Consider the following 18,885-nt stretch of genomic DNA (forward strand, 5'->3'; position numbering starts at 1 on the left):
CACGCGTCTTTACATTCAGTGCCCGTTGCGCACACGCGCATGCAGCGTGTTGAAGCCCATGCGATAGACGAGCTCGGCCGGCCGCTCGATATTCCAGATGGCGAAATCGGCCCATTTTCCAGGTTCCAGCGTCCCCACCTCATCGACCAGACCCAAGGCGCGGGCAGCCTCCCGCGTCACGCCGGCAATGCATTCGGTGACCGTCATGCCAAACAGGGTGGCGGCCATATTCATGGTGAGAAGCAGTGATGTCAGCGGCGAGGTGCCCGGATTGTTGTCGGTGGCGATGGCCATGGCGACGCCCGCCTTGCGAAACAGCTCGACCGGCGGCTTCTTCGTCTCACGGATGAAATAGAAGGCGCCCGGCAGGATGACGGCAACGGTGCCGCTTTTCGCCATCGCTTCTGCGCCGGCCGCGTCGGTATATTCAAGATGATCAGCCGAAAGCGCGCCATATTCGGCGGCAAGCGCTGCGCCATGCAGGTTGGACAGCTGGTCGGCATGCAGCTTGACCGGCAGGCCATGGGCTTTTGCGGCATTAAAGACCAGCCGCATTTCATCGGTCGAAAAGGCGATGCCTTCGCAAAAACCATCGACCGCATCCGCCAAGCCTTCGGCGGCGATGGCGGGCAGCATCTCGTCCACCACCTTGGCGATATAGCCGGCTTTGTCCCCCTTGAATTCCGGCGGCAGCGCGTGGGCGCCGAGGAAGGTCGTTCGGACCGCGACATCGCGCTCATCGCTCAGGCGGCGTGCGGCGCGCAAGGCCTTGGCCTCGTTTTCGAGGTCGAGGCCATAGCCGGACTTGACTTCGACCGTGGTGACGCCCTCGGCAATCAGCGCGTCCAGACGGGGAAGCGTCTGCTCGACAAGCTCATCTTCGCTGGCTTCCCGGAGCGCGCGGACGGAGGAAACGATGCCACCGCCGGCACGCGCGACCTCTTCGTAGGTTGCGCCCGCGAGCCGCATTTCGAATTCGTTGGCGCGGTCACCGGCGTGGACGAGATGGGTGTGGCAGTCGATCAGGCCGGGGGTGATCCAGCGGCCGCCGCAATCGATGATTTCGGCGGCATGTTCGATCGGGAAGGGCACGCTGGCTTCGGCGCCGGCATAGAGGATGCGCCCGTCCTGAACGGCAATGACGCCGTTTTCGATGAGGCCGAGACCAGGCAAAGCGGGGTTCAGCGTCGCCAGCCGGGCGTTTCGCCACAGGCGGTCGCAGGCGGCGGGCTTTGTGCTGTCTGGTGCCGATTTTATGGAAGACATCGTTTTCTAGCCTTTCCTTTTCGTGCTATTATGTATAGACATAAAGAAAATCAGCGCAAGTGGTTTTTTTGATCGGCGCAGTCAGGAAGGGATGAGGCCTTGACCAGCATTCATGTGAAATCGGCTCTGACGCCGGCGGGATGGCAGGCGGATGTGCGGCTGACGATCGAGGGCGGCAGGATCGCTACCGTCGCAGCGGGGGTGGCTGCAGCGGCGGGCGACGAGCGCCACGATATCCTGGTGCCCGGCATGCCGAACCTGCACAGCCACGCCTTCCAGCGCGGCATGGCGGGCCTTGCCGAAACCCGCGGTCCCGGCGCTGACAGCTTCTGGAGCTGGCGCACGATGATGTACCGTTTTGCGCTGACAATGACGCCGGATCATGCCGAAGCGGTCGCCAGCCAGCTCTATATGGAAATGCTGGAAGCCGGGTTTTCGCGCGTCGGCGAGTTCCACTATCTGCACCATGACATCGATGGCCGCGCTTATGCCGATATTTCCGAAATGGCGCAGCGTATCGCATCTGCTGCTTCACAGACGGGGATCGGCCTGACGCTGCTTCCGGTTTTCTACGCGCATTCCACATTCGGCGGTGTTGCGCCGAACGAGGGGCAGCGCCGTTTTATCAACACGGCCGAGAGCTTCGAGCGGCTGCTCGATGGCTGCCGTTTAGCCGTCAAGGATCTGCCTGGGGGCCGTGCCGGCGTGGCGCCGCACAGCTTGCGGGCAGTCACGCCGGATGAGCTTGCCGCAGTGGTCGCGATGGTGAAGGAGGGACCGATCCATATCCACGTGGCCGAACAGGTCAAGGAAGTGGAGGATTGCGTTGCCTGGTCCGGCGCGCGTCCGGTCGAATGGCTGCTCGACAATGCCGGGCTCGATCACCGCTGGTGCCTGATCCACGCAACTCACATGACCGATGACGAAACCCGGCGGATGGCTGGGAGCAAGGCGATTGCCGGCCTTTGCCCGATCACCGAAGCCAATCTCGGCGATGGCACGTTCAACGCGGTCGTCTTTGCAGAAGCGGGCGGCAAGTTTGGCATCGGTTCGGATTCCAACGTGCTGATCGGCCTGCCGGATGAACTGCGCCAGCTTGAATATTCGCAGCGCCTGGCGCATCGCTCCCGCAACGTTCTGGCGGCACCCGGCCAATCGACCGGACGCGCTTTGTTTGACGGCGCCATCGACGGTGGTGGTATCGCCATGGCAATCAAGACCGGAATAGCGGCCGGCAATCCCGCCGATTTTGTCAGCCTGCGGGCGCCGGATGGCGATCTTGCCGGTGATGCGGTTCTGGATTCCTGGCTGTTTGCCAATGGCACGAAGCCGGACAGCGTCTGGGTTGCGGGCCGCAAGCAGGTGGACGGCGGCCGCCATCGCAGGCGGGACGAGATATCGGCCAAATTCCGTAGCGTGATGCGCGAGCTTCTGGTCTGAGCGCCTCTGTTTGCCATCCCGTCTTTTCCGGCAGGCGGCGCGGAAGAGTTTCTGCTAGGACCGAGCGGGATACATTGAAAGTGAGACCGTGGTAAAATCGCAGGATACGGACCGGGCCGTGGATGTGCCGCTTGCCGAAAGTGCAGGCGAGCTATCGCTGCATCAGCGTATCCTCGGCGATATCGAGGATCGTATTCTATCCGGCGAATGGCAGCCGGGCTTTCGCATTCCGTTCGAAGTCGATCTGGCCGAACAGTATAAATGTTCGCGCATGACCGTGAACAAGGCGCTGACGCAGCTGGCAAAGACCGGGCTTATCGAGCGGCGCCGGAAATCAGGCAGCTATGTCACGCAGCCACGGGCGCAATCGGCAGTTCTGGAAATCCGCGACATCAAGCTGGAGGTCCAGTCGCTGGGCCTCGCCTATGATTACCGGCTGTTGAACAAAACCCGCCGCCGCAGCACCGGCGACGACAAGCTCAGGCTCGGTCTGCCTGCGGCCGCTTCCATTCTGGAGGTGAATTGCACGCATTTCGGGGGCGTACGGCCATTTTGCTTCGAGCAGCGGCTGATCAACCTGACGGCGGTGCCGGATGCCGCAGAAGAAACATTCGAGGTCGAGGCGCCCGGTCCCTGGCTTTTGAACCGCGTGCCCTGGAGTGCGGCAGAGCATACGATCCGCGCGATTGCTGCCGATGAGATGATTGCCACGGCTCTGGCCATTCCGGGTGGAACGCCGTGCCTGACGGTTGAGCGGCGGACATGGAGCAACGGCTCCTATGTCACCCATGTTCGCCTGATCTATCCGGGCGAACGGCATGCGCTGATTGCCAATTTTACCCCGGCGCAGCCGAAATAGGGAAAAACGCGAAGAGGCCGCGCCGGATGCCGGCGCCGCCCCGTTGCTGGTGTCCTACTTCTTCGGCTTTGCGCCGGAGAGCTTGGGCACTTCCTTTTGGGTCGTCGCAGCGAAAGGCGTCGCCGTCTTGACGGCTTCCTTGTCCTTCTTCGGCTTCCTGACTTCCTTGTTGCTCTTTGCCTGTCCCTTGGCCATGTGCTGTCCTTCCTCGTTCAAATTATGGAGGGTGAGCACGGGCTCTACCCCTTGGCATCTTCCAGATTGTCTTCCGTCGCTACCCGTTCGTAGGTCTCGCCTTCGGTGCGAATCCGATATTGCGGCGAACCATCGCGAATGGGCAATGTTGCGAGAATGCGAAAAATCGTTTCGTCGCGCAATGACAAACCGACGGTACTTTTCATGCGGACCTTTTGCCCGACGGAAAAGCGGTGGAGCCGGGACTGTGACTGTCCTTTAGGCGGGGCGGAGTTGGTAGGCATGGCCGTTCTCCTTGACGTCAAAAATGGAAATGAAAAAAGCGGAGCCTGGCCCCGTTTTGGTCATATCCGCTTTTTTCAAGGAGCGTCTGCCGGGTCGGGAGCTGCCAGTCCATCCATGGTCAATCCCTGCCGAGTGCCGGCCGGAAGTGTTCATCCCGAATATAATAGACTTTCCTAATCTCCATGGCGATACCAGGAGCGTTACTATCAGCTGCCAAAGTTGGCATCGACGCCGAATTCGAGGCTCATCTCGATCAGTTCATCCCAAAGGCTTGCCGCAAAACCGCGCAGCACCAGAAGCTCGAAGCTGTGTTCGCCCGTGCGCGAAATCAGCGCCGAAATATGGCCGATCAGGGTCATGGCGGAATGTCCAACCGGAAAATTCGAAACTACGAGGTCAACTGCCGTACCCTTGGCAAGCACCGCCTCGACAGACGCGCCGCTGATGCCGATCCGGACGCGGCCATGGCTCTGGTCGGCAATGGATGCCTTACCATCCAGAAGCGGCGTCCTGCCGAAAATCTCCGCAGCCGAGAGCGGGGCATCACCGATGACGAACCATTGTCCGGGACCATAGGGCCGCACCGCATGCGGCGTGCCATCGCCGATCCGCGGGATCAGGTCTTGCAGGTCGCCGCTGCCACGGGCGCTGAGAACGTGCAGCACATGGCCTTCCGGCAGCGCCGTCAGCGTGATCCGCTGCGCGTTTGAAGGCGCGCCGAACGGACCGGACTTGGCATCGGCAAGGGCAGGGCGGTGAAGGAGCGCAAAATCAGCCATGGAGCTTTCCGTTTTCCGGATCGAAGAAGACCGGGCTGCACAGCACGGCTTTGGTATATTCATTTTTCAAGTCGTTCCACACAGTCACATGTTCGCCGTAGCGCTTAGGGCCGTGTTTGACGAGTGCCAGGCCGATGGTCGAGCCGAGGTTCGGCGAGTAGCAGCTGGACGAGACATAGCCCTGGTCGTTTTCGAGCGAGGGAACAGCGCCGTCGGAGAGAATATGCGAGCCTGTCCTGAAGGTGGTTGCCGGATCGATGGGTTTGACGCCGACCAGCGAGAGCCTGTCGTCGGCCAGCAGGCCCTCGCGGGAGAGCATTGCCTTGCCGATGAAATCCGGCTTGGCCGCGGAAACCATCTTGGCAAAGCCGAGGTCGGACGGGATGACGGTGCCGTTGATCTCGGAATGGGTGACATGGCCTTTTTCGATGCGCATGACGCCGAGCGCCTCGACGCCATAGGGGCAGATGCCATGCGGCGCGCCCGCTTCCATGATGGCATCGGCAATCGCCTCGCCATAGCCGGCTGGCACTGCGAGTTCGTAGGCCAGTTCGCCGGAAAAGGAGATGCGGAACAGGCGGCCTGTCAGCTTGCCGCCGCAGAGCGATACTTCCTTGGCGCCGAGGAAGGGGAAGGCAGCGTCGGAGATATCCTCGTCCACCAGAGTCTGGAGGATCATCCGGGATTTCGGCCCGGCAACGGCGATCTGCGCCCATTGATCGGTCGAGGAGGCAAACTGCACGTCGAGATCGGGCCACAGCGCCTGGGCGCAGAATTCCAGATGGTTCATGACACCCGCCGCATAGGCCGTGGTGGTCGTCATGAAGAAATGGGTTTCGCCCAGACGGCTCGTGGTGCCGTCGTCATAGATCATTCCGTCTTCGCGCAGCATCAGGCCGTAGCGTGCCTTGCCGACCGGCAGCTTCAGGAACGCATTGCAATAGATCCGGTTGAGGAACTCGGCGGCGTCCGTGCCGAAGATCTCGATCTTGCCGAGGGTCGAGACGTCGCAAATCCCGGCATTCCTGCGGACATTCAGCACTTCGCGATCGACACTTTCGCGCCAAGTCGTTTCGCCGGATTTCGGGAACCAGGAGGAGCGGTACCAGAGGCCGGTCTCGACGAAGACTGCGCCGTTCTTCTTAGCCCAGTCGTGCAGCGGCGATTTGCGCACCGGCTGGAAATGCTTGCCCTTGGAAGCGCCGGTCAGCGCGCCGAAAGAGAGCGGCGTGTAGAATGGGCGGAACGTCGTCGTGCCGACATCGGCCGGCGAGACCTTTCGCGCTTCGGCGAGAATGCCGATGGCGTTGATGTTGGACAGCTTGCCCTGGTCGGTCGCCATGCCATTGGTGGTGTAGCGCTTGGCAAGCTCGACATGGCCATAGCCTTCGCTGACCGCCAGGCCCAGGTCCTTCAGGTGCACGTCGTTCTGATAATCGACAAAGGCCTTGCCCTTCGATCCATGGATGCGCCAGAGCGGCTTGGACACCGTCGCCGTGTCCGCTTTCGCAGCGAAGGCCGCAATGGTGTTTGAGAAGCCGAGTGTCTGCAGCGCGGACGCGGCTTTTGCAGCACCGTTTGCAAGGCAGGCTTCCAGGCTGCCAATGCCGGCGGCAGCACCAGCGACGGTCAGTCCGTCCAGCCGTTCCGGGGCGAGGAACGCGGCCTGTGCATCCGACCAGACCGGTTTTGCACCGCGATGGCAGGCCAGATGGATGATCGGGCTCCAGCCGCCGGACATGGCGAGCGCGTCCGCCGCAATGGTTTCCGGGCGGCCGTTGCTAAGGACCGTCACACCCTTGAGGCTCTTGCCGCCGCTGGCATCGACAACCACCGCGCCGGGAAGAATGCGTGCCTTGCCGGACCATGTGTGGGCCGCATCCGGACGGCTGTCGATGATGGCAGCAACCTCCAGGCCTGCCGCTTCCAGGTCGCCCGCAGTTGCATAACCCGACGCGTCGTTGGTGAAGATGACAGTGCTTTTTCCGGGCGCGACAGCCTGCCGGTTGAGATAGGACCGCATGGCGCTGGCCATCATCACGCCGGGTATATCGTTGCCACCGAACACCAGCGGCCGCTCCTCAGTGCCGGATGCAAGGATCGCTTGCTTGGCGGCGATGCGCCAGATGCGCTCGACCGGGCGGTTCGGGTCTACTGTGGCCGTGTTCTTCTGCACGCTTTCCACAGCGCCAAAGACATTGCCGTCATACCAGCCAAAGACGGTCGTGCGGGAAAACAGCCGGACATTGGGCATGTCGTCGAGCTCGGCCAGCGTCTGCGCCAAAAGGTCGGCTGGGGATTTTCCACCGGCAGGCGCCGTCTCGGCCAGAAGTGAGCCGCCGAGCTCAAACCCTTCGTCTGCGAGAATAACGCGGGCACCGGCACGGCCTGCCGTCAACGCTGCGGCGAGGCCGGTCGGTCCGGCGCCAATCACCAGCAGATCGCAATGGGCCCAGCATTTCTCGTAGGCGTCCGGATCGGGCTGATAGGTGGCGCGGCCAAGGCCTGCTGCCTTGCGGATGATCGGCTCATAGACCTTTTCCCAGAAGGCAGCGGGCCACATGAAGGTCTTGTAGTAGAAGCCGGCACCGAGGAAGGGCGAGAGCAGGCTGTTGACGGCACCGAGGTCGAAATCGACCGAGGGCCAGCGGTTCTGGCTTTTTGCCGTCAGGCCGCTGTAGAGCTCGACCAGCGTGGCGCGGGTATTGGCTTCCGTGCGGCCGCCTTCGCCGATGGTCACAAGCGCATTGGGTTCGGCTGCACCGGCCGTGAGGATGCCGCGCGGGCGGTGATATTTGAAACTGCGGCCGACCAGCTGGCGGCCGTTGGCAAGAAGTGCTGACGCCAGCGTGTCGCCGGAAAAGCCCTGCATCGCCTTGCCGTCGAAGGTGAAATCGAGCGGCTTTGCGCGGTTGAGGCGTCCGCCTGTGGAAAGACGATAGGATGTCATGCGGTCTCTCCCTTCGCGCTGGCATCCGTGACCGCGTAGATCGCGTGGGTCATCGTATCGCGCTCGACCACCAGCCAGCGGCGGCAGCCGGATGTGTGGTGCCAATGTTCGCTATGGCGGCCGCGCGGATTGTCGCGCAGGTAGACATAGGCGTACCAGGCATCCTCACCGGCATCGGGTGCCGGGCGGATTATGCCCGCGTCGCCGCGAACGGTGAATTCTTCCTTGGGGCGCGGCCCGCAATGGGGGCAGGCGATCAGGCTGGCCATGACATGTCCTCAGTGCAGATTGGGTTGCGAGCCAACGCCCTTTTCATCGATCATCCGGCCGCGTGCGAAGCGGTCGAGCCTGAAGGCGCGGCCAGTCTCATGCGGTTCGTTCCTGGCGATCAGATGGGCGTAGCAGAAGCCGGAAGCGGGCGTCGCCTTGAAGCCGCCGTAACACCAGCCGGCATTCAGGTAGAGATTGTCAATAGGGGTGCGGTCTATGATCGGCGAGCCATCCATGCTCATGTCCATCACCCCGCCCCAGGACCGCAGAACCCGCACCCGCGACAGAGCCGGGATCATCGCGACGCCGGCCTCGGCGACATGTTCGACGGTCGCCAGATTGCCGCGCTGGGCATAGGAATTGTAGCCGTCGATATCGCCGCCGAAGACGAGGCCGCCCTTGTCCGATTGCGAGACATAGAAGTGTCCGGCGCCGAAGGTGACGACATTGTCGATGAAAGGCTTCAACCCTTCCGAGACGAAGGCCTGCAGTACATGGCTTTCGATCGGCAGTTTCATATCGACCATGTCGGCCACGGTGGTGGAATTGCCGGCCGCCGCCAGCGCCAGCTTGCCGCAGCCGATAAAGCCCTGACTGGTTTCGACACCCATGACGCGGCCGTTTTCGCGGCGAATTCCAGTGACTTCGCAATTCTGGATGATATCGACGCCGCGCATATCCGCGCCCCTCGCATAGCCCCAGGCCACGGCGTCATGGCGCACCGTGCCGCCGCGCTTTTGCATCAGCGCTCCCTGGATCGGAAAGCGGGCATTGTCGTAATCGAGGAAGGGCAGCATCTGGCGCACGGCATTCCGGTCGAGCAGGTCGGCATCGACGCCGTGCAGGCGCATGGCATTGCCGCGCCGGGTATAGGCATCGCGCTGGGCGTCGGAATGATAAAGGTTCAGCACGCCGCGTTGTGAAACCATGGCGTTGAAGTTGAAATCCTGCTCCAGCACTTCCCAGAGCTTCATCGACAGTTCGTAGAACGGGTTGTTGCCCTCAAGCAGGTAGTTGGAGCGGATGATCGTCGTGTTGCGGCCGACATTGCCGGAGCCGATATAGTTCTTTTCCAAAACGGCGACGTTGGTGACGCCGAATTCCTTGGCGAGATAATAGGCCGTGGCCAGGCCATGCCCGCCGCCGCCAATAATGATAACGTCATAGTGGTTCTTCGGAACCGGGCTGCGCCATGCCGGCTTCCAGCCTTTGTTGCCACGCAGGGCATTCAGAAAAACGGAAAAGGCGGAGTAGCGCATGGCAATCGAATCCCGGTGAACCGCTGCAATCATGACAGGATTGCGTTTTCAGACTTGCAGGAAAAGGACGTTTTAAGTCATAATAAGGACATGGTGTCAGATGACCTGAAAAACGTCCAGAAGATCGGCTTCATCCTTATCCCGGGGTTTGCGCTGATGTCCTATGCCTCTGCGGTGGAACCGTTGCGGGCTGCCAATCTGCTCGCGGGCCGGGACATTTATGCGCTTTCGGCACATACAGTCGAGGGTGCTGCCGGCATGACCTCTTCCGGCATTCCGGTGCCTGCCACGCCGCTGCCGGTTCGTGGTTCCGGATTTCACACCGTTTTCGTCTGCGCCGGCGGCACGCCGGTCGATTGGAACGTTCCGCCGGTGCTTGCCTGCCTGCGCCAGCTTGCCCGCGATGGTGTGCGCATCGGCGGCATTTCCGGCGGACCCTATCTGATGGCGGCGGCGGGGCTTTTGGAGGATCGCGATTTTACCATCCACTGGGAGCATGCGCCGGCGCTGATGGAGGCATTTCCCGGTCTTCCTCCACGCCAGGCGCGCTATGTGCTCGACGGCAACCGCATCACCTGCGGTGGCGGCGTGGCGCCGCTCGACATGATGCATGCGCTGATTTCCGAGCGCATGGGATCGGATTTCGCCCGGCGCGTCAGCGACTGGTATCTGCATACCCATGTGGAGAGTTCCGGAGCCCCGCAGCGGGCCTCGCTGGCGCAGCGCTACGGCATCAACCATCCAGGCCTGCTGACCGTGCTTGAGAAAATGGAGGCGACGATCGAAGCGCCGCTTGACCGCCAGACGATGGCGGCTTTGGCGGGGCTTTCCCCGCGTCATCTCGACCGGCTGTTTTCCAGCCTAATGGGGTCGTCCTTTCTTCTCGAATACCGCAAGCTGCGGCTCGATCATGCCCGCCGGCTGCTGCAGCAAAGTCCGCTTTCCATCTCGGAAATCGCCTTTGCCACCGGCTTTTCCAGTGCGGGCCATTTCTCCCGCAGCTATCGCACTGCATTTGGCGAAGCACCGCGGTCGCAGCGGCAAATTGGCAGTGCCGCAAGCCGCTGATCGATATTCTTCCCGGTTGAGAAAATTTCACTCTCAGGATAAATTGGTGGCCTGGGAAGCAGGGGCGACACCGCATGGCGAAAAAGCAGCCAATCATCGATATCGGCCGGACCACGGATGACGAGCGGCCGGCCTTGAAGGCTGCCTTTCTGCAGGATCCGCACGCGCTGCGCGAGCCCAAGGAAAACAATCTGGAAATTGCCATCGGCCATGAGGTGCGGGCGTTTCGCAAGAAGCTCGGCATCACCGTCACAGACCTTGCCACCGCCACCGGCATTTCGCTCGGCATGCTGTCGAAGATCGAGAACGGCAATATCTCCCCGTCGCTGACGACACTTCAATCCCTGTCGCGGGCGCTCGGCGTCCCGGTTACCGCCTTCTTCCGCCGTTATGAGGAGCCGCGCAATGCCGTGTTCGTCAAGGCCGGCGAAGGCGTGGAGCTGGAGCGGCGCGGCACCCGCGCGGGTCACCAGTATAATCTGCTCGGCCATATCGACAACAACACGGCCGGCGTGGTCGTCGAACCCTATCTCATCACGCTGACGGCGGATTCCGATACCTTTCCGGCCTTCCAGCACGAGGGCATGGAATTTCTCTACATGCTGGAGGGCGAGGTGGTCTACCGCCACAGCGACCGGCTGTTCAGCATGCAACCGGGCGACAGCCTGTTCTTCGACGCCGACGCCCGCCATGGCCCGGAGCAGCTGGTGAGGCTACCGATCCGCTATCTGTCGATCATTTCCTATCCGCAGACGCGGACCAATATTTGATAGTTTGAGCATCTCAACAATCTTGCTTTAAAAGAAAATAACTTTCTTCTCAGTTGAAATCCGAAACGGCAGCTGCTATCCCTCTTTTCATCAACGAAACGAAGGATCGTCCCCATGTGCGGAATTGTCGGATTGTTTTTGAAGGACAAGAGCCTGGAGCCGCAATTGGGTGCCATGCTGTCCGATATGCTTGTCATCATGACCGACCGCGGGCCTGACAGCGCAGGCATCGCCATCTATGGCGCGCCTTCGGAAGGCCGCGCCAAAATCACGGTTCAATCGGCTGATCCCAAACAGGATTTTGCTGGGCTCGACGCGCTGTTGAAGCCGGTCGATTCGAGCGCGACAGTCGAGCTGAAAAGCACGCATGCCGTCATCGAAACCAGCGCGGACAACGCTCAGGCCGTGCGCGATCTGCTGGCGCAGGAGCGGGCCGGTATCCGGGTCATGGGTTCGGGCGACAGTGTCGAAATCTACAAGGAAGTCGGTCTGCCGAAGGACGTGGTATCGCGGTTCGGTATTCGCTCTATGGGCGGAACGCACGGCATCGGCCATACCCGCATGGCGACGGAATCGGCCGTCACCACGCTCGGTGCCCATCCGTTCTCCACCGGTGCCGACCAGTGCCTGGTGCACAATGGTTCGCTCTCCAACCATAACAACCTGCGCCGCGAACTGGTGCGCGAAGGCATGACGTTCGAGACGCAGAACGATTCTGAAGTTGCCGCTGCCTACCTGACGGCCGAGATGGCCAAGGGCAAGGATCTGGGGCAGGCACTGACCAGCGCGCTCGACGATCTCGACGGCTTCTTCACCTTTGTCGTCGGCACCAAGTCCGGCTTCGGCGTCGTGCGCGATCCGATCGCCTGCAAGCCGGCCGTGATGGCCGAAACCGATCAGTATATTGCCTTCGGCTCCGAATACCGTGCGCTCGTCAACCTGCCGGGTATCGAGAATGCCCGCGTCTGGGAGCCGGAGCCTGCCACAGTCTATTTCTGGGATCATGAGAAGGCGGCCTAACCGTGGATGTCAGCGTAAAACGAGAAAGTCTGGAAGCGATGCGCGTATTCGATCTAGCCACCACGCCGCTGCGCGAACTGAACAGCGCGCTTCACACCATTGCCCCCGGTGCCAATGACACCAATTTCGAGGTCGTCAATCCGCGCGGCAGCCATGCCGTTGCCGTCGGCATCGATCAGCCTGTCACCGTCGAGGTGCGCGGCAGCGTCGGGTATTATTGTGCCGGGATGAACGATGGCGGTGCTGTTACCGTGCATGGTTCTGCAGGCCCGGGTGTGGCCGAGAACATGATGTCGGGAACGGTTGTCATCGAAGGCGATGCGAGCCAGTATGCAGGGGCGACAGGCCGTGGCGGCCTGCTGGTCATCAAGGGCAATGCCGCCTCGCGTTGCGGGATCTCGATGAAGGGCATCGATATCGTCGTCCAGGGCAATATCGGCCATATGTCGGCTTTCATGGGCCAGTCCGGTCATCTGGTGGTGCTTGGCAATGCCGGCGATGCGCTGGGAGATTCGCTCTACGAGGCCAAGCTGTTCGTGCGCGGCGAGGTCAAGAGCCTCGGCGCCGATTGCATCGAGAAGGAGCTGCGCGCCGAGCATATCGAAAAGCTCACCGAACTGCTGGAAAAGGCAGGCATTACCGACGTCAAGCCGCAGGAATTCAAGCGATACGGCTCGGCCCGCACGCTGTACAATTTCAACATCGATAACGCTGATGCGTACTAAGGCAGGGAACCGTTCATGAGCTATCACAACCCCTATACCCCGCCGCGCAAGTCAGCGACTTTCGACGATTATACGCTGGCCGAAATCCGCCGCGCGGCGGCAACCGGCATCTATGATATCAGAGGCGCCGGCACTAAGCGCAAGGTCCCGCATTTCGATGACCTGCTGTTCCTTGGCGCCTCGATCTCGCGCTATCCGCTCGAAGGCTACCGCGAGAAATGCGACACGTCCGTCGTGCTGGGCGCACGCCACGCCAAGAAGCCGATCGTGCTGAAGACCCCGATCACCATTGCCGGCATGAGCTTCGGTGCGCTGTCGGGCAATGCCAAGGAAGCACTCGGGCGCGGCGCGACGATCGCCGGCACCTCGACCACCACCGGTGACGGCGGCATGACGGACGAGGAGCGTGGCCATTCGCAGACGCTGGTCTATCAGTATCTGCCATCGCGCTACGGCATGAACCCGAAGGACCTGCGCCGGGCCGATGCGATCGAGATCGTCGTCGGTCAGGGCGCCAAGCCCGGCGGCGGCGGCATGCTGCTCGGCCAGAAGATTTCTGATCGCGTCGCCAATATGCGCAACCTGCCCAAGGGCATCGACCAGCGCTCCGCCTGCCGTCATCCCGACTGGACCGGTCCGGACGATCTGGAAATCAAGATCATGGAACTGCGTGAAATCACCGATTGGGAAAAGCCGATCTATGTGAAGGTCGGTGGCGCACGTCCCTATTACGATACGGCACTTGCCGTCAAAGCCGGTGCCGACGTTGTCGTGCTTGATGGCATGCAGGGCGGTACGGCGGCAACGCAGGATGTCTTCATCGAGAATGTCGGCATGCCGACCCTGGCCTGTATCCGCCCCGCCGTCCAGGCGCTGCAGGATCTCGGCATGCACCGCAAGGTGCAGCTGGTCATCTCCGGCGGTATACGCTCGGGCGCAGACGTGGCGAAAGCCTTGGCGCTCGGCGCTGACGCTGTTGCCATCGGCACGGCCGCGCTGGTTGCCATCGGAGACAACGATCCGCACTGGGAAGAGGAATACCAGAAGCTCGGAACGACGGCCGGTGCCTATGACGACTGGCACGAAGGCAAGGATCCGGCCGGCATCACCACGCAGGACCCGGAGCTGTCCAAGCGCCTCGATCCCGTCGCTGCCGGCCGCCGCCTTGCCAACTATCTCAAGGTGATGACGCTGGAAGCCCAGACGATCGCCAGGGCCTGCGGCAAGAACCATCTGCACAATCTGGAGCCGGAAGATCTCGTCGCCCTGACGCTGGAAGCTTCCGCCATGGCGCAGGTGCCGCTCGCCGGCACCAGCTGGATCCCGGGCAAGGGAGGCTTCTGACCCGAACATAGCTTAGGCCGTTGCACGATCTTACAAAGATAGGCAGCGGCCTTTTTACGAAAAAGTGTCTGAATAATCCAAAGGGGAACACAGTGACACTCGATCTTGCCAGCTTTGCCAAAGACCGTGGCATCAAATATTTCATGATCAGCTATACCGACCTGTTCGGTGGCCAGCGGGCCAAGCTCGTTCCGGCCGAGGCGATCGCCGACATGCAGAAGAACGGTGCGGGGTTTGCCGGGTTTGCCACCTGGCTTGACCTAACGCCCGCCCATCCCGACCTGTTTGCGCTTCCGGACGCGTCGTCCGTGATCCAGCTTCCCTGGAAGAAGGATGTCGCCTGGGTCGCTGCCGATTGCGTCATGGAGGACGAGCCGGTGGACCAGGCGCCGCGCGTCATGCTGAAACGGCTGATCGCCGAAGCCGCTAAGGAAGGTCTTCGCGTCAAGACCGGCGTCGAGCCGGAATTCTTTCTGATCTCGGCGGACGGATCGAAGATTTCCGACGAATTCGATACGGCCGAAAAGCCCTGCTACGACCAGCAGGCCGTCATGCGCCGCTATGATGTGATCGCCGAAATCTGCGATTACATGCTCGAACTCGGCTGGAAGCCCTACCAGAACGACCATGAGGATGCGAACGGCCAGTTCGAGATGAACTGGGAATATGACGACGCGTTGCAGACGGCCGATAAACACTCGTTTTTCAAGTTCATGGTGAAGACGGTCGCCGAAAAGCACGGCCTTCGCGCCACCTTCATGCCGAAACCCTTCAAGGGCCTGACCGGCAACGGCTGCCATGCCCATATTTCCGTGTGGGATGTGGACGGCAAGACCAATGCCTTTGCCGACAAGGACATGCCGTTCGGCCTTTCGGCCAAGGGCAAGACCTTCCTTGGCGGCATCATGCAGCACGCCTCGGCACTCGCCGCCGTGACCAATCCGACGGTCAATTCCTACAAGCGCATCAACGCGCCGCGCACGATTTCCGGCGCCACCTGGGCTCCGAATACGGTGACGTGGACCGGCAACAACCGCACCCACATGGTCCGCGTTCCGGGCCCCGGCCGGTTCGAGCTGCGGCTTCCAGATGGCGCTGTCAATCCGTACCTGTTGCAGGCAATCATCATTGCGGCCGGCCTGAACGGCATCCGCAACAATGCCGATCCCGGCCGCCACTGGGATATCGATATGTACAAGGAGGGCCACACCGTCACTGGTGCGCCGCGCCTGCCGTTGAACCTGCTCGATGCACTCAGGGAATATGACAAGGACGAGGAACTGAAGGCCACGCTCGGCCAGAGTTTCTCCACGGCCTACCTGAAGCTCAAGCATCAGGAGTGGAATGCCTACGCCTCGCATTTCACCGATTGGGAGCGGCAAACGACGCTCGATATCTGAGCGTCACGCCCAGTTCCAACACCAGAAGAGACGGCATGGCCTGTTCCTGCTATCCGATGTCGCGAAACGGATGGACGGGCAGGCCAGCGCCGCGCTAGCTTCCGTTCCACGATGCTGGGCCGGGAGGGCCAGCCAAGACCCAAAGCGAGAGACTGAAACCGATGAAGAGCTACGTTCTGACCGTATCGTGCAAATCCACCCGTGGCATTGTCGCGGCGATTACCGGCTATCTCGCCGACGAGGGTTGTTACATCACCGACAGCTCGCAGTTCGACGACCTGGAAACCGGTCTGTTCTTCATGCGCCTTACCTTCATCAGCCAGGAAGGTGCGAGCCTCGACAAGCTGAAAGCCGGTTTCGAGGCGGTGAAGACCCGCTTCGGCATGGAAGCCGATATCCTCGATTCAGAGCACCGGATGAAGGTGCTGTTGATGGTATCGCGCTTTGGCCATTGCTTGAACGACCTGCTCTATCGCTGGAAGATCGGGGCACTGCCGATCGAGATCGTCGGCGTCGTCTCCAACCATTTCGAATACCAGAAGGTGGTCGTCAATCACGACATCCCGTTCCACCATATTCCTGTCACCAAGGCCAACAAGCCGCAGGCCGAAGCCCGGATCATGGATGTGGTCGAGCAGACCGGCACGGAGCTGATCGTGCTGGCCCGCTATATGCAGATCCTGTCGGACCAGATGTGCCAGAAAATGTCGGGCAAGATCATCAATATCCACCATTCGTTCCTGCCATCGTTCAAGGGCGCCAATCCCTACAAGCAGGCCTATGAGCGCGGCGTGAAGCTGATCGGTGCGACGGCGCATTACGTCACCGCCGATCTCGACGAAGGCCCGATCATCGAGCAGGACATTGCCCGCATCACCCATGCGCAGTCGGCCGAGGATTATGTCTCGATCGGCCGCGATGTGGAAAGCCAGGTTCTGGCACGCGCCGTGCACGCCCATATCCACCACCGCACCTTCATCAACGGCAACCGCACCGTGGTGTTTCCGGCAAGCCCTGGAAGCTATGCCTCCGAGCGCATGGGCTGACGCTCAGCGACCCATCGAATGCCTTCGCATCCTCGGAAGCCCTGTGCTTTCGGGGATTTTTGTATGCGGACAGGTCAAATGCGGTTCAAACCGGCGGCGCGATCTCGATCAGGAATCCTCTTCAGGAGACGGCTAACCGATGCCCTTTCGGATCAATTGTGGTGACACCATAATTGTAAAATGGGTCACTTAAAATTGATGTAGACAACAGGCCCCAGTGTGAATTATGCATAAAATAGCAATTTTTAGTTGTGCAGGGAAATTGATATGCTTTTTGCCGGAAATGCGATTTGGTTTGTATTTGGCGGGGCGCTTCTGTCGCTAATTTGGTTGGCCGGGGCAGCTTTTTTTGCTGTCAGTTTAATCGGTCTACCCGTTTCAAGAGCAGCGTTTGAAATCGCGAAAATTTCAGCTTTTCCCTTTGGCAAAGATGTTGTTCATGTTCGGGAGCTAGACGGCAAAGGTTTGAATCCGGTCACAGCCGTCACTGGTACTATCGGATTCATTGCCAACATAATCTGGCTCATAACTTTTGGATGGGTGCTATTTTTGGGTCACCTTATTGCCGGTGTCCTAAACTGCCTCACGATTATCGGAATTCCATTCGGTCTGCAGTCCTTTAAACTAGCCGGTATTTCACTTTGGCCTGTTGGTTGGCGTGTCGTGACGGTTGAGCTTGCTCGACGAGCGAGGCAACACAAGGCACAAAAGCAGTTGGATAAACTTCGAGGACTCAAAGCGAACGTTATGGCTTAAGGAAGCGGCAGAACTGCGGTCGAAGTTCAAACCGGCGGTGCGATCTCGATCGGTGTGCCGTCCGAAAAGCGGCTGAAGCGGAACGGGCCGGGATCGACGATCGGCGTCGCTCCCATGACCAGGTCGGCGGCAAGGTGTCCCGCAGCTGGTCCGATGCCAAAGCCGTGGCCGGAAAATCCCGTCGCGATGGTCAGGCCAGGAACGGCTTCCAGCGTCGAGATAACAGGCACCGCGTCCGGTGTCACGTCGATCAGGCCGGCCCAGATCTGTTCGACTTTTGCATTGCGCAGCAAAGGCATGGCTTCCGCTGCGGCTGCCAGTGCTTTCAAGGTGGATTTTGCGTCCGGTTTGGGGTCGAGAATCCGGTGCTTTTCGAAGGCGCCCGGGCGCTCCAGGGACACTGCCGGAATTTCGAACAGTTCGTTCCAGCTTTGGGCGCTCAAACCCAGCTGTACGGCATCGCCCTCCGCCTTTCTGGCCGGCTGGAAATCCCGGAAGAAGGCAAAACTGTCTGGCACCAGCGCATGCATGTTGATGCCGCCATTGGCGATGGTGTAGCCGCCGTCCAGGCGTTTGCGATAGGCAAAGGTTGCGGTGGCGCCGGCGCCATCCGGGCCGCCGCTGACCGGGCTGGTTCGCAGCACGGAGTTGCGCACTTTCAGTTGCGGCAGCCGGATATCGAGCCCCTTGCAGAACAGCCGCGACCAGGCGCCGCCGGCAAGCACCACGGCTGATGTCTCGATGCGGCCTTTCTCGGTGATCACGGCGCTGATGCGTCCGGCACTTTTCTCGATGCCGCGCACCGCGCATCCGGTCAGGATGCGGGCGCCGGCGCGGCGCGCACCGGCTGAAATCGCAGGCACTGCCTTTTGCGGCTCGGCCCGGGCATCGCTGGGTGTATAGAGTGCGCCTTTGTAGCGCTGCACGGCTCCGGGCATCAGCGCTGCCGTCTCATCCGTGCCGATCTGGCGCGTGTCGAGCCCGTGCGCCTTAGCCAGTTTCAGCCAGGCATCGCGATTGGCAATGTCGGTCTCTGTTTCGGAAATGTAGAGGATACCGGAGCGGCGAAAGCCGGTCTCACCGCCGACGCGCGCGTCCAGCCCGTCCCAGATTTTCAAAGCTTCGATGGCAAGCGGAATTTCGCGGCGGTCGCGGCCCATGACCCGGACCCAGCCCCAATTGCGGCTGGACTGCTCGCCGCCGAGCACGCCTTTTTCGCAGAGCACGACATCGACGCCGCTTTCGGCCAGAAACAGCGCGGTGCTCACCCCGATAATGCCGCCGCCGATAATGACGACATCGGCCTTTTCCGGCAGGGTCTGGTCTGTTTCGCTGTGGTCGAGGATAGGGCCGGGCATCGAGAGGGTTCCGAACGACGAGAGGAGGAGACATCCGGTGTGCACGCTATTGCGGCGTTGTTCAAGCCGCAAAGACTGGCCGTTTGCCGGGCGTT

The 18,885-nt window shown here is 61.1% G+C and carries 18 protein-coding genes; 10 read left to right on the forward strand and 8 right to left on the reverse strand.

The annotated features are described in order from the left end of the window. Positions 1 to 15: 15 nt before the first annotated feature. On the reverse strand, positions 16 to 1,266 hold the full coding sequence (hutI, locus tag ASD32_RS16935; RefSeq protein ID WP_060639212.1) for an imidazolonepropionase: 1,251 nt from the start codon (positions 1,264 to 1,266) through the stop codon (positions 16 to 18). A 99-nt stretch (positions 1,267 to 1,365) separates the two neighbouring features. On the opposite strand from hutI, the gene ASD32_RS16940 reads away from it, so the two are divergent. Together ASD32_RS16940 and hutC are read left to right on the forward strand one after the other, a co-directional pair. After that, the gene (locus tag ASD32_RS16940) at positions 1,366 to 2,706 is read left to right on the forward strand and encodes a formimidoylglutamate deiminase (protein WP_060639213.1); all 1,341 of its coding nucleotides are present in this window, start codon (positions 1,366 to 1,368) and stop codon (positions 2,704 to 2,706) included. Positions 2,707 to 2,830: 124 nt separating this feature from the next. Next, positions 2,831 to 3,565 carry a histidine utilization repressor gene (gene hutC, locus ASD32_RS16945; protein ID WP_060639560.1) on the forward strand — a complete coding sequence of 245 codons (735 nt, stop codon included), beginning with the start codon at positions 2,831 to 2,833 and terminating at the stop codon, positions 3,563 to 3,565. 54 nt (positions 3,566 to 3,619) lie between these two features. Here the strand turns inward: hutC and ASD32_RS30305 are convergent, their stop codons facing one another. The 6 genes from ASD32_RS30305 to ASD32_RS16970 all read right to left on the reverse strand — a co-directional run bounded on the left by ASD32_RS30305 (position 3,620) and on the right by ASD32_RS16970 (position 9,303). After that, a complete protein-coding gene (locus ASD32_RS30305; RefSeq protein ID WP_200953611.1) occupies positions 3,620 to 3,760 on the reverse strand; it encodes a hypothetical protein in 141 nt (46 codons plus the stop codon). Between the two features lie 44 nt (positions 3,761 to 3,804). Next, on the reverse strand, positions 3,805 to 4,044 hold the full coding sequence (locus tag ASD32_RS16950; RefSeq protein ID WP_060639214.1) for a hypothetical protein: 240 nt from the start codon (positions 4,042 to 4,044) through the stop codon (positions 3,805 to 3,807). A gap of 207 nt (positions 4,045 to 4,251) precedes the next feature. Then, positions 4,252 to 4,824, reverse strand: coding sequence for a sarcosine oxidase subunit gamma family protein (locus ASD32_RS16955; protein WP_060639215.1), 573 nt, complete (start codon positions 4,822 to 4,824; stop codon positions 4,252 to 4,254). After that, positions 4,817 to 7,774: a sarcosine oxidase subunit alpha family protein gene (locus ASD32_RS16960; RefSeq protein WP_060639216.1), complete on the reverse strand. Its 2,958-nt coding sequence runs from the start codon at positions 7,772 to 7,774 to the stop codon at positions 4,817 to 4,819. Before ASD32_RS16960 ends, ASD32_RS16955 begins: the two co-directional genes overlap by 8 nt. Further along, positions 7,771 to 8,043, reverse strand: a complete 273-nt coding sequence (locus tag ASD32_RS16965) for a sarcosine oxidase subunit delta (protein WP_060639217.1) — start codon at positions 8,041 to 8,043, stop codon at positions 7,771 to 7,773. The genes ASD32_RS16960 and ASD32_RS16965 overlap by 4 nt, the downstream gene beginning before the upstream one ends. Positions 8,044 to 8,052: 9 nt before the next feature. After that, the gene (locus ASD32_RS16970) at positions 8,053 to 9,303 is read right to left on the reverse strand and encodes a sarcosine oxidase subunit beta family protein (protein WP_060639561.1); all 1,251 of its coding nucleotides are present in this window, start codon (positions 9,301 to 9,303) and stop codon (positions 8,053 to 8,055) included. Positions 9,304 to 9,393: 90 nt separating this feature from the next. Between ASD32_RS16970 and ASD32_RS16975 the strand changes: the two genes are divergently transcribed. The 8 genes from ASD32_RS16975 (at position 9,394) to ASD32_RS17010 (ending at position 17,432) form a co-directional block, all read left to right on the forward strand. Continuing rightward, complete coding sequence (locus tag ASD32_RS16975; RefSeq protein ID WP_060639218.1) at positions 9,394 to 10,371, forward strand: GlxA family transcriptional regulator; 978 nt, start codon at positions 9,394 to 9,396, stop codon at positions 10,369 to 10,371. A 74-nt stretch (positions 10,372 to 10,445) separates the two neighbouring features. Beyond that, positions 10,446 to 11,141, forward strand: a complete 696-nt coding sequence (locus ASD32_RS16980; RefSeq protein ID WP_060639219.1) for a helix-turn-helix domain-containing protein — start codon at positions 10,446 to 10,448, stop codon at positions 11,139 to 11,141. Between the two features lie 114 nt (positions 11,142 to 11,255). Further along, positions 11,256 to 12,161, forward strand: coding sequence for a glutamine amidotransferase family protein (locus tag ASD32_RS16985; RefSeq protein WP_060639220.1), 906 nt, complete (start codon positions 11,256 to 11,258; stop codon positions 12,159 to 12,161). 38 nt (positions 12,162 to 12,199) lie between these two features. Then, entirely contained in the window at positions 12,200 to 12,886 is a 687-nt protein-coding gene (locus ASD32_RS16990; protein WP_060639221.1) for a GXGXG domain-containing protein, read from the forward strand. Between the two features lie 15 nt (positions 12,887 to 12,901). Continuing rightward, positions 12,902 to 14,230 carry an FMN-binding glutamate synthase family protein gene (locus tag ASD32_RS16995; RefSeq protein ID WP_060639222.1) on the forward strand — a complete coding sequence of 443 codons (1,329 nt, stop codon included), beginning with the start codon at positions 12,902 to 12,904 and terminating at the stop codon, positions 14,228 to 14,230. A 92-nt stretch (positions 14,231 to 14,322) separates the two neighbouring features. Next, on the forward strand, positions 14,323 to 15,630 hold the full coding sequence (glnT, locus tag ASD32_RS17000) for a type III glutamate--ammonia ligase (protein ID WP_060639223.1): 1,308 nt from the start codon (positions 14,323 to 14,325) through the stop codon (positions 15,628 to 15,630). A 161-nt stretch (positions 15,631 to 15,791) separates the two neighbouring features. After that, positions 15,792 to 16,676, forward strand: a complete 885-nt coding sequence (gene purU / locus ASD32_RS17005; protein ID WP_060639224.1) for a formyltetrahydrofolate deformylase — start codon at positions 15,792 to 15,794, stop codon at positions 16,674 to 16,676. A gap of 267 nt (positions 16,677 to 16,943) precedes the next feature. Then, the gene (locus tag ASD32_RS17010) at positions 16,944 to 17,432 is read left to right on the forward strand and encodes a YccF family protein (RefSeq protein WP_060639225.1); all 489 of its coding nucleotides are present in this window, start codon (positions 16,944 to 16,946) and stop codon (positions 17,430 to 17,432) included. 26 nt (positions 17,433 to 17,458) lie between these two features. On the opposite strand, the gene ASD32_RS17015 is transcribed toward ASD32_RS17010, so the two are convergent. Then, entirely contained in the window at positions 17,459 to 18,790 is a 1,332-nt protein-coding gene (locus ASD32_RS17015) for an FAD-binding oxidoreductase (protein ID WP_060639226.1), read from the reverse strand. Between the last annotated feature and the right edge of the window lie 95 nt (positions 18,791 to 18,885).

The organism is Rhizobium sp. Root483D2, from assembly GCF_001426685.1.
GTDB lineage: Bacteria > Pseudomonadota > Alphaproteobacteria > Rhizobiales > Rhizobiaceae > Pararhizobium > Pararhizobium qamdonense.

Bases quoted from the DNA above. Each gene is read 5' to 3' on its own strand.
- ASD32_RS16975 (WP_060639218.1), top strand. From the start codon at position 9,394: ATGGTGTCAGATGACCTGAAAAACGTCCAGAAGATCGGCTTCATCCTT.
- ASD32_RS17015 (WP_060639226.1), bottom strand. From the start codon at position 18,790: ATGCCCGGCCCTATCCTCGACCACAGCGAAACAGACCAGACCCTGCCG.
- purU (WP_060639224.1), top strand. From the start codon at position 15,792: ATGAAGAGCTACGTTCTGACCGTATCGTGCAAATCCACCCGTGGCATT.
- ASD32_RS16990 (WP_060639221.1), top strand. From the start codon at position 12,200: ATGCGCGTATTCGATCTAGCCACCACGCCGCTGCGCGAACTGAACAGC.
- hutI (WP_060639212.1), bottom strand. From the start codon at position 1,266: ATGTCTTCCATAAAATCGGCACCAGACAGCACAAAGCCCGCCGCCTGC.
- ASD32_RS16960 (WP_060639216.1), bottom strand. From the start codon at position 7,774: ATGACATCCTATCGTCTTTCCACAGGCGGACGCCTCAACCGCGCAAAG.
- ASD32_RS30305 (WP_200953611.1), bottom strand. From the start codon at position 3,760: ATGGCCAAGGGACAGGCAAAGAGCAACAAGGAAGTCAGGAAGCCGAAG.
- ASD32_RS16970 (WP_060639561.1), bottom strand. From the start codon at position 9,303: ATGCGCTACTCCGCCTTTTCCGTTTTTCTGAATGCCCTGCGTGGCAAC.
- ASD32_RS16950 (WP_060639214.1), bottom strand. From the start codon at position 4,044: ATGCCTACCAACTCCGCCCCGCCTAAAGGACAGTCACAGTCCCGGCTC.
- ASD32_RS17010 (WP_060639225.1), top strand. From the start codon at position 16,944: ATGCTTTTTGCCGGAAATGCGATTTGGTTTGTATTTGGCGGGGCGCTT.
- ASD32_RS16955 (WP_060639215.1), bottom strand. From the start codon at position 4,824: ATGGCTGATTTTGCGCTCCTTCACCGCCCTGCCCTTGCCGATGCCAAG.
- ASD32_RS16995 (WP_060639222.1), top strand. From the start codon at position 12,902: ATGAGCTATCACAACCCCTATACCCCGCCGCGCAAGTCAGCGACTTTC.
- ASD32_RS16965 (WP_060639217.1), bottom strand. From the start codon at position 8,043: ATGGCCAGCCTGATCGCCTGCCCCCATTGCGGGCCGCGCCCCAAGGAA.
- ASD32_RS16985 (WP_060639220.1), top strand. From the start codon at position 11,256: ATGTGCGGAATTGTCGGATTGTTTTTGAAGGACAAGAGCCTGGAGCCG.
- ASD32_RS16980 (WP_060639219.1), top strand. From the start codon at position 10,446: ATGGCGAAAAAGCAGCCAATCATCGATATCGGCCGGACCACGGATGAC.